This window comes from Paenisporosarcina quisquiliarum (assembly GCF_043641925.1).
GTDB classification, from domain to species: Bacteria; Bacillota; Bacilli; order Bacillales_A; family Planococcaceae; genus Paenisporosarcina; species Paenisporosarcina quisquiliarum_A.
In genome coordinates this window covers 128705-137645 of record NZ_JBHZRU010000009.1, presented here as the reverse complement: position 1 = coordinate 137645, position 8941 = coordinate 128705, and the positions used below count along the sequence as shown (strand labels likewise).

Here is an 8941-nt window from a genome sequence, read left to right as displayed (position 1 = left end):
TCAAACTCTCCATAATAGGTGAGTCGATTAGCTCGACTTTGTTGCTGGCGTCAAAAATTTTGACGTTTATAATGAACAGTTAAGTTCAAGTTTTTGCTCCGATCGCCAAGGCGATCATCGCAGAAATTCGTTTTCGCGCTAAGCGCTCATGACGAATTTTGCTTTGAGCACCGAAGTGCTGTCCGCATATTTCGTTGACGTTTTGCTGTTCAGTTTTCAAGGTTCAAATGTTAGCCGCTTGTTTTGGCGACTTATCTAATTTAGCATCGCAGCGTATGTGAGTCAAGTACTTTTTAAATCTAATTTTCTTTGAATCTCTCTTAGCGACGTTTTCTATTATAGCTCTTTCAATATAATAAAGTCAACATAAAAATCAGACGCTTTTTTTGCGTCTGATTTCGGATTATTGATTATCCTCTAAAGGGCTAGCTTGATAGTATCTGTGGTAGATTTTGTTGCTCTTTGCGTCAATGCGCTTAATGTTAATTATTCCTTTATCAACAAGAAATTCGATAAAAACTTCTAAATCAACTGAGTAGTTTTTCAGTTCCTCTTGTTCATGTAGCTCTTGAATTGCCCAGTGCTCTTTTTGACTCATTACTTCTAATATATGACGGGAGCCATCATTCGTTCTCGAATGAATAAAGAACTCACTTGCTAAAAATAACAGTTCCAATCGTTTATCTATTGGTTCTTCACTAGAAAGTAACTCTTCATACAATTTATAAATAGCTGGTTCTATCATTTTCACTTGAGACCATACTGTAACTTCTGGGTGCATACCATTTTCAAAGACTGCTAAACGTGCTAAATGGTGAAGTGAATCGACAATATGATTATAGGCATCCATATAGTTCTTTTGTTCAAAGAAACTTTTACCTTCCAAATATCTTCTTATTAATTTGGCAAATTCAATGCCCATCTTTATTTTACGACCATAAAACGGAAAGTCTTTTAACTCAATTTTTAATTCCTCTAAAAATTCATTACGATCAAACATGACTCTTCCGAAGATTAGCCAATCCACAATTTTTCGATTTGTTCCTAGCAATAACCATTTACGTAACTGTTTCTCTGTAATGATATGCATCGCTGCTTTTTTATCTTCAAAAGTATAATGTTTTGTGAAAACGGGTTGTTCTGAGTCTTTCGCAATAATTAGCAAGATCGTATCAAAGGTATCGGTAATCTGGCTTACCTTTTCTCTCTTTTCAACGAGAATGACACCTAATGTATTTTGTTGACTTGCACGCTCTTGATAGATGGGACGTAATATTTGCTCCAACTTTGTTCCCCCTAAATAATTAAGATCTATGTATAGATATTTTCGACATTATTTTGTAGAATCCTTCATGCGATTTTAACTTTGAATTATGATATAGTAAACATGATTGAGGAGGAAAGCAACTTGAAACCTTATAAAAATAAAATAAATCGAATTCGTTCGTTTGCATTATCTCTTATTTTCATCGGATTTGTCATCATGTACATTGGTATTTTCTTTAGAGAAAATCAAATTATCATGACCATCTTCATGTTTATCGGATTACTAGCTATTTTAGGAAGTACTGGTGTATATGCTTGGATTGGTTTACTTTCTACAAAAGCCGTTCAAGTCGTTTGTCCGAATTGCGGTAAACATACAAAAGTTCTTGGTAGAGTCGATATGTGCATGTATTGTCGTGAACCATTAACATTAGATCCTTCATTAGAAGGCCAAGAATTTGATGTTGAATTAAACCGAAAAAAATAACAAAAGAAAAACAGCTTACATGTTCGATCATGTAAGCTGTTTTTTATTATATGACGTAATAGATTATGAGAAAAACGATTCGTTACATATACTTCTCAATTCTCTCCATCAAAGAAGCCATCAATTCTCTTATGAATTAATGGCTTCTTTCAAGTGTATTATTGCACTTTAGTAGCTTGCGTAATACATGTTGGACATGTACCGTAGATTTCCATCCGGTGGGTGTTCACTTTGAACCCCGTTACATGGGAAGCTAAATGTTCCACTTCGTCTAGTCCTGGATAATGAAAATCAACTATTTTTCCGCATGCGTCGCAAATGATATGGTAATGATCGTTCGTTACAAAATCAAACCTGCTTGAAGAATCGCCATATGTTAATTCTTTTACAAGACCCGCTTCACGGAATACACGTAGATTATTATATACAGTTGCTACACTCATATTAGGAAATTTATTTTCTAATGCTTTATATATATCGTCTGCTGTTGGATGAATCATGGATTGAATGAGAAATTCTAATATCGCATGACGCTGTGGTGTAATTCGAACTCCTGTAGACTTCAAAGTATCCAACGCGTCGCGTAAATGCACTTCAGTCATCGCCATGCACCTCACTTCATAAGGATTCTTATTTTATAATCGTTATAATTAGTATAAGGAACAGGCTATCAAGATGTCAATTAAATACACATTCCACTAGGTTATAGTTCTTCATGGAGTCCTTTTTCTTTTTGACCAAGACGAAGATTAATAAATCGAGCTGCAACAAACAAGAAATCAGATAAACGATTCAAATAAACTAATACATTAGGAGATACATCTTCTCCGATTTCGACCGCCGAACGCTCCGCACGTCTTACCGTCGTACGAGCAACATGCAACGCTGCTCCAGCAGGATGACCACCAGGAAGAATAAAGTTTGTCAAGGATGGCAAAGCTGCATCCCACGCATCGATCCAGCCTTCTAACTTTTCAATTTCAGCAGTCTCAAGATTCCACTTTACTTCTTTCCCTTTAGGTGTCGCAAGTTCCGCTCCAACATGGAATAACGTCGTTTGAATTTGATGAAAGGCTTGTTGGAAGTCTTCCTTTTCTTCAAAGAATTCGTTTTGCACATAACTAAGTGCTAATCCAATCATTGAATTAGCTTCATCGCACGTCCCATAAGCTTCAACTAAAGGACTTGTCTTTGATACTCTTGTTCCATAAATCAATGAAGTTGTCCCTTTGTCTCCAGTTTTCGTATAGATTTTCATCTTAATACCCCTTTTCTGTATCAATCACATTTTGAAAATTAGTCGTTTTCTTTATCCATTCAGAAAGATTGTGCCTGAAAATTTCTAGAGCTCTAGGTACATATTCTGAAGAGTGACTTGAAACGTGAGGCGATACAATAACATTGTCCATCGTCCAAAACGGATGACCGTCTGTTAACGGTTCTGTTTCAAATACATCGAGTACTGCATATTCAATTTGATGTTCAGACATTGCTTGGATCAGTTCTTCTTCTTTTATTACATCACCACGGCCGAAATTCATAAAAATAGCCGTTTCTTTCATTTGAACGAAATGCTCGTAGGTAAGCAAACCTTTTGTTTCATTCGTACTCGGCAGCACTGATATCACTAAATCTGCCAATGGCAACTTCTCACTGAGATTTTCAAAAGAAATCATTTCATTCATATGTGATGACGCTTTACCAGAACGGTTGCAACCAATGGTATGAACTCCGAACGCTTGAAGTAATCGTCCAATTTCTCCGCCAATGGCACCTGGGCCAATAATAATCGCAGTGGAACCTCGAAGTTCAGTAGAACCTGACTTGTGGTTCCATGAATTCTGTTGATATATCCAGGGTAATGATCGTTTCAATGCTAAAATATGAGCCATAACGGATTCAGCCATTGGGGTTTTATGTATGCCTTTCACATTCGTTAGGAAAATCCCTCGCTCCCCTATTTCTTGTAACGGCATTTTCTCTAAACCAGCAGATGCGACCATCAACCACTTTAGAGATTCTGCTTTGTTCAAAGTGTCTATAGTGATGTCTTCCCCATACGTCACAATAATTTCTGCATCTTTTAATACTTCTTCATCTTTTATATTTGAGAATACAAAGTTCACATTTGAAAATTCATGATGTAAATCTTCTATTAAATAATCCTTCACTGTAAATGTAAATAAAACCTTCATCTATTATTCCTCAATTATGCCACGTAATGTTTGTAACGCTTCATCTACATGGCCTTTCACTTTTACTTTTCTCCACTCTTTAATTACGGTGCCCGTTGGATCAATTAAAAACGTTGAACGCTCAACACCCATGTATTCTTTGCCGTACATTTTTTTGAGTACCCATACGCCATATGCTTCAGAAACCTGATGCTGATCGTCAATTAGCAATGAAAATGGCAAACCGTGTTTTTCAATGAATTTTGTATGCGCCTTCTCACCATCTGGACTCACTCCAAGAATAACCGCGTTTAAATTTTCAAATGAATCGTAGGCATCTCTGAAATCGCAAGCTTCTGTCGTACATCCAGGAGTCGCGTCTTTCGGATAAAAGTATAAAATTATGTAATTCTTTCCGGCGAAATCACTTAACGAAACATCTTCGCCACTTTCATTTTTTAATGTAAATTCAGGTGCATGTAAACCTTCGAGTGATGTCATGATAATCCCTCCACACTTCTATTTGTTTTATCGTACCTAAGAATGCACTGACTTTCAATTTCTTTGGCGTTTAGATGCTTTTTTGTCTAGAATAAGGAATGGAAGAAATAGAACGGAGGAAATATTTACATGAACAAAACACAATCAGAACGATTACATGAAGAAGCATTACAACATATAGTCGGTGGCGTTAACAGCCCATCTCGATCATATAAAGCGGTTGGAGGCGGTGCTCCAACCGTAATGGAAAGAGCGCAAGGTGCATATTTTTGGGACGTGGATGGCAATAAATACATCGATTATTTAGCCGCTTATGGTCCGATTATTACAGGTCACGCACATCCACATATTACAAAAGCAATTACGAAAGCAGCGGAAAATGGGGTTTTATTTGGCACACCTACACCTCACGAGTTAACTTTTGCGAAAATGTTAAAAGAAGCAATTCCAGGAATGGATAAAGTTCGCTTTGTTAACTCTGGGACGGAAGCTGTTATGACCACGATTCGAGTAGCTCGAGCATATACAGGGCGAACAAAAATCATGAAATTTGCTGGTTGTTACCACGGGCATTCTGATTTAGTTTTAGTTGCTGCAGGTTCAGGACCAGCAACATTAGGTACACCAGATTCAGCAGGCGTCCCTCAATCGATTGCCAAAGAAGTCATCACCATTCCCTTCAATAATCCAGAAGCTTTTAAAGAAGCCATGGATAAATGGGGTGAAGAAATTGCTTGTATTTTAGTGGAACCAATTGTAGGTAACTTCGGGATTGTTGAACCATTAGAAGGGTTCCTTCCACTTGTACATGACATAGCTAAAGAAAAAGGCGCGTTGATCGTCTACGATGAAGTGATTACAGCGTTCCGTTTCCATTACGGCGGTGCTCAAGATTTACTAGGACTAACTCCTGATTTAACTGCATTAGGGAAAATCATTGGTGGTGGCTTACCTATTGGTGCTTATGGTGGTAAAAAAGAAATTATGGAACAGGTCGCTCCATTAGGTCCTGCGTATCAAGCGGGAACAATGGCCGGAAATCCTGCGTCTATATTAGCTGGAATCGCTTGCTTAGAAGTATTAAAAGAAGAAGGCGTTTATGAAGAAATGGACCGCTTAGGTGCAATTTTAGAAGAAGGTATTTTATTAGCTGCAACAAAACACAACATCACAATTACAATTAATCGTTTAAAAGGTGCTTTAACCATATACTTCACTGATGTGAAGGTAGAAAACTATGACCAAGCAGAAGCTACAGATGGAGAAATTTTCGGTCGTTTCTTTAAGTTAATGCTTGAACAAGGGATCAATTTAGCTCCTTCAAAATATGAAGCGTGGTTTATAACAACAGCTCACACAGAAGAAGATATTCGTTTGTCTCTTGAAGCAGTAGATAAAGCTTTCTCACAGCTATCTAAATGATAGTTGACCTTATGACCACGTTGTTGTAAAGTAGCCAAAAGTTGATTTACGAAAGGAAATAAAACCCTTATGAAATTAGGCGCACGAATTGTTAAAACTGGTGTGGCTATTGTGTTTGCTTTGTTTTTAGCAGATTTGTTGAATTTACCAGCTCCAATATTTGCTGGAATCGCAGCTATATTTGCGATACAACCTTCTATATATCGTTCCTACTTAACGATTATCGAACAAATTCAATCGAATTTAATTGGAGCCGGTGTTGCAGTCATTTTCGCTCTTATTTTTGGCCATCAATACGTTGCTGTAGGATTGGCTTGTGTCATTACAATAGCAATCATGCTAAAACTTAAATTAGAAAAATCCATCTCGCTCGCACTTGTTACCATAATTGCGATTATGGAAGTGCAAACGGATGATTTCTTAACATTTGCACTCATTCGATTTGCGACAATCGTTGTCGGTGTACTAGCTGCGTTTGTTGTGAACTTATTATTCATGCCACCAAAATATGAAACCAAATTGTTCAATTCTATCCATGTTACTCAAGAAGAATTGATACGTTGGACGCGTTTAGCGGTCCGACAAGCATCTGAACATACATCAACGAAGCAAATACTTGAAAAACTACGTGAGCGACTCATTAAAGTGGATCAGTTTTATTTGTTTTATCAAGAGGAAAGAAGCTATTTCCGCCGCGAAAAACGTGCGAAAGCCCGAAAACTTGTTGTGTATAGACAAATGATTGCCGTTTCTAATAAAAGTTATGACGTTTTAAAAAGATTGCACTTGCATGAAAATGAATTAACTCATTTACCAGAGCAATTTAGAATGATGATTCAAGAACGCTTAGATTTTTTACTAACCTACCATGAGCAACTCCATTTGAAATATACAGGGAAACTTAAACCGGATCATTCAAGTGGACATGGCAGAGAAACCATTTTGCCACGACATGAAGTAATGGAGATTTTCGTAAGAGAAATTTCCAATTCTAGCAGTGAAGAAAACTTCTCGTCGTATCATTTGTTACATGTTCTATCTTCGATACTAGATTACGAGGAACAATTAGAGCATTTAGATACGTTAATTGTGTCTCATCAAAATTATCATGGCGATGAAATTAACGTTACATTGGAAGAAGAATTTTAGGCATAAAACGATGCAGTTGCTGTTCAATAATAAATTGGTACATCGATGGTGTAGTCGAAACATATTTATGTTGATTTTCATTGCTGCGGACGCTTTCCGGAGGGCAAGGCTTTAGCCGCTTCCTTCGCGGTGCTCAGTCCAGGGTCTAAAGCTCGCGCTAGCCCCCCTGGAGTCGCCGACCACCTTCCTTTTCAATTAAGTGCAATAGATAAGAAGTTGAATTTTAATAATGGTTCTATTATTCTTCTGTCATCATTCTAACCTCGGAGTATTTATGCTCTGAGGTTTTTATCATTCCATGATTAATTTTCTCACTCTGTTATGTGAGTCTTCTTACCAACATCCAAAAATAAAAGCACATTAGTCATAATATTGATGTGAAAGCGTTATAGAGTATTTTGTACTCTCCATTTCTCCTTTTGAAGAATGTACTGAAAATATTGTTGATCTTCAATCTCTATTTTTCTTATATAACGAAAATCACATTTTTGAATCACTTTATTTGAACTTACATTACGTGGGAGAACAATGGCATTTAGTAATTCAACATTTGTATTTTCAAACAAATATTTCACCAATCCTTTTACTGCCATTGTTGTGTACCCACGATTTCTGTAATATTTAGAAATAGCAAACGCGATTTCTCGATTTGGTTCATTCAGCTCTTCTTTGATACCTGTATTACAGAAACCGATAAATTCTCCAGTTTCCTTTAATATAATTCCCAACTTCAAATAATTTTGTTCACTGATATCAGGTATAGCTGACAAAAATTCTTTATTAGAAGGTATCTCATAATTTGTAACCCAGTTTAATCGTTGTTCTCTTGTTGAATGCCAATCTGGTAAGAATTCATAAACTTCAGGTTGTGAAGTAAGTTCATAAATAGCATCAACGTCTTCAACTCTAAACTCTCTTAGTACTATTTCTCCGCAGTCTATAATAAATAAATTTTCCATATCCATCCTCAAGTTCATCCTTTACAAGTAAAAGGCTACCATCCAGTTAGTTTTCACTAACTGAATAGTAGCCTCTTTTTAATTAGTTCTTCATTCGAGGATCTAGTGCATCACGCATTCCGTCACCCATTAAGTTAAAGCCTAAAACGGTTAACATAATCGCAAACCCTGGGAAGAACATCGTCCATGGAGCATTGATGAAATTGACACGAGCATCTGCTAACATTTTACCCCACTCTGGAGTTGGAGCCTGTGCCCCTAACCCTAGGAATCCTAGAGCAGCCGCTTCGATAATAGCTGTTGCAATCGCTAAAGTTCCTTGAACAATAACGGGTGCCATGGAATTTGGTAAAATATGCGAAAACAGAATACGAGCATCTCTCATACCAATCGCTTTTGCAGAGGTAATATATTCTTCCTCTTTGATACTCAATACTTTCGATCGAATTAATCGACCAAAGTTTGGAACGTTGATAATCGCAATCGCGATTAGTGCATTCTGCAGCGAAGGTCCTAAAACTGAAACAACTGCGATTGCTAATAAAATACTTGGAAACGCAAGCATGATATCAAAAATACGAGAAATAATCATGTCGACCCATTTGCCATAATAACCAGCAATAATTCCTAAAATACTTCCAACAATAACAGAACCAACTACCGAAAAGAACCCTACCCATAATGAGATTCGAGCACCTAGGACAACACGCGAGAATATATCTCGTCCAAAATCATCTGTACCGAACCAGTATTTTGAAGAAGGAGATTGTAAGCGGTCACCAAGCAATTGATCATTTATTCCTTGTGGAGCAACTAACGGTCCAATGAAAGCCAAAATGACAAAGAAGATGACAATCCCTGCGCCAACAATAGCGACTTTACTTTTTTTGAAACTTCGCCATGCTTCACGCCACGGACCTGCCACTTTATCTGCTTGTGGTGCTACTTGTTGTGTGTTTGGGGCTTGATTGGCCATGTCGAGA

The 8941-nt window shown here is 37.2% G+C and carries 10 protein-coding genes; 3 read left to right on the top strand and 7 right to left on the bottom strand.

Annotation, left to right across the window (positions count from 1 at the left end; translation table 11 throughout):
- Nucleotides 1-403 precede the first annotated feature (403 nt).
- Nucleotides 404-1285 carry a nucleotidyltransferase-like protein gene (locus ACHUE4_RS08845; protein ID WP_394189088.1) on the bottom strand — a complete coding sequence of 294 codons (882 nt, stop codon included), beginning with the start codon at nucleotides 1283-1285 and terminating at the stop codon, nucleotides 404-406.
- A 123-nt stretch (nucleotides 1286-1408) separates the two neighbouring features.
- On the opposite strand from ACHUE4_RS08845, the gene ACHUE4_RS08840 reads away from it, so the two are divergent.
- Complete coding sequence (locus ACHUE4_RS08840; RefSeq protein WP_394189086.1) at nucleotides 1409-1753, top strand: YgzB family protein; 345 nt, start codon at nucleotides 1409-1411, stop codon at nucleotides 1751-1753.
- Between the two features lie 158 nt (nucleotides 1754-1911).
- Here ACHUE4_RS08840 and perR read toward each other — a convergent pair whose 3' ends face one another.
- The 4 genes from perR to bcp all read right to left on the bottom strand — a co-directional run bounded on the left by perR (nucleotide 1912) and on the right by bcp (nucleotide 4428).
- Nucleotides 1912-2355, bottom strand: coding sequence for a peroxide-responsive transcriptional repressor PerR (perR, locus tag ACHUE4_RS08835; RefSeq protein ID WP_394189084.1), 444 nt, complete (start codon nucleotides 2353-2355; stop codon nucleotides 1912-1914).
- Nucleotides 2356-2456: 101 nt separating this feature from the next.
- Entirely contained in the window at nucleotides 2457-3011 is a 555-nt protein-coding gene (locus ACHUE4_RS08830; RefSeq protein WP_394189082.1) for a cob(I)yrinic acid a,c-diamide adenosyltransferase, read from the bottom strand.
- A 1-nt stretch (nucleotide 3012) separates the two neighbouring features.
- On the bottom strand, nucleotides 3013-3948 hold the full coding sequence (locus ACHUE4_RS08825; protein ID WP_394189080.1) for a D-2-hydroxyacid dehydrogenase: 936 nt from the start codon (nucleotides 3946-3948) through the stop codon (nucleotides 3013-3015).
- A gap of 3 nt (nucleotides 3949-3951) precedes the next feature.
- On the bottom strand, nucleotides 3952-4428 hold the full coding sequence (bcp, locus tag ACHUE4_RS08820) for a thioredoxin-dependent thiol peroxidase (RefSeq protein WP_394189078.1): 477 nt from the start codon (nucleotides 4426-4428) through the stop codon (nucleotides 3952-3954).
- Nucleotides 4429-4557: 129 nt separating this feature from the next.
- Here bcp and ACHUE4_RS08815 point away from each other — a divergent pair, with 129 nt between their 5' ends.
- Both ACHUE4_RS08815 and ACHUE4_RS08810 read left to right on the top strand, forming a co-directional pair.
- Nucleotides 4558-5850 (top strand): glutamate-1-semialdehyde 2,1-aminomutase, encoded by a 1293-nt coding sequence (locus ACHUE4_RS08815; RefSeq protein ID WP_394189076.1) that lies wholly within the window; start codon nucleotides 4558-4560, stop codon nucleotides 5848-5850.
- Between the two features lie 69 nt (nucleotides 5851-5919).
- A complete protein-coding gene (locus ACHUE4_RS08810) occupies nucleotides 5920-6999 on the top strand; it encodes an FUSC family protein (protein WP_394189074.1) in 1080 nt (359 codons plus the stop codon).
- Between the two features lie 386 nt (nucleotides 7000-7385).
- Here ACHUE4_RS08810 and ACHUE4_RS08805 read toward each other — a convergent pair whose 3' ends face one another.
- Complete coding sequence (locus ACHUE4_RS08805) at nucleotides 7386-7958, bottom strand: GNAT family N-acetyltransferase (protein WP_394189104.1); 573 nt, start codon at nucleotides 7956-7958, stop codon at nucleotides 7386-7388.
- A gap of 82 nt (nucleotides 7959-8040) precedes the next feature.
- Nucleotides 8041-8934, bottom strand: coding sequence for an ABC transporter permease (locus tag ACHUE4_RS08800; protein WP_394189072.1), 894 nt, complete (start codon nucleotides 8932-8934; stop codon nucleotides 8041-8043).
- Nucleotides 8935-8941 lie beyond the last annotated feature (7 nt).